Origin of the sequence: Nocardioides cremeus (assembly GCF_030518195.1) — a bacterium.
Taxonomy (GTDB): Bacteria; Actinomycetota; Actinomycetes; order Propionibacteriales; family Nocardioidaceae; genus Nocardioides; species Nocardioides cremeus.
The window spans coordinates 1-233 of record NZ_JAULSC010000392.1 but is presented as its reverse complement, the minus strand read 5'-3'; the positions used below and the strand labels follow the sequence as shown (position 1 = coordinate 233).

Here is a 233-nt window from a genome sequence, read left to right as displayed (position 1 = left end):
CCCGACCTTGTCGACGACCGCCCGCACGAACGCCGCACCGTCGCGGTACTGCGCCATCTTGGCGTCGAGGCCCAGCAGCCGGCGCACCAGCCGGTCGAGGGCGCCGGCGCCCGTGCGGCGCTCGTCGAACTTCGCGCGGATCGTCTCGACCGAGCCGATCACCTCGGGCCCGACGCCGTCCATGACCACGTCGGCGTGGCCCTCGAGCAGCGACATCACGCCGGTCGCCTGGT

1 protein-coding gene is annotated in these 233 nt (G+C 73.8%); it reads right to left on the bottom strand.

The window, feature by feature from the left end; translation table 11 throughout:
- The coding region (locus QWJ41_RS21455; protein ID WP_302710535.1) for a zinc-dependent metalloprotease at positions 1 to 233 on the bottom strand (233 nt) is incomplete at both ends.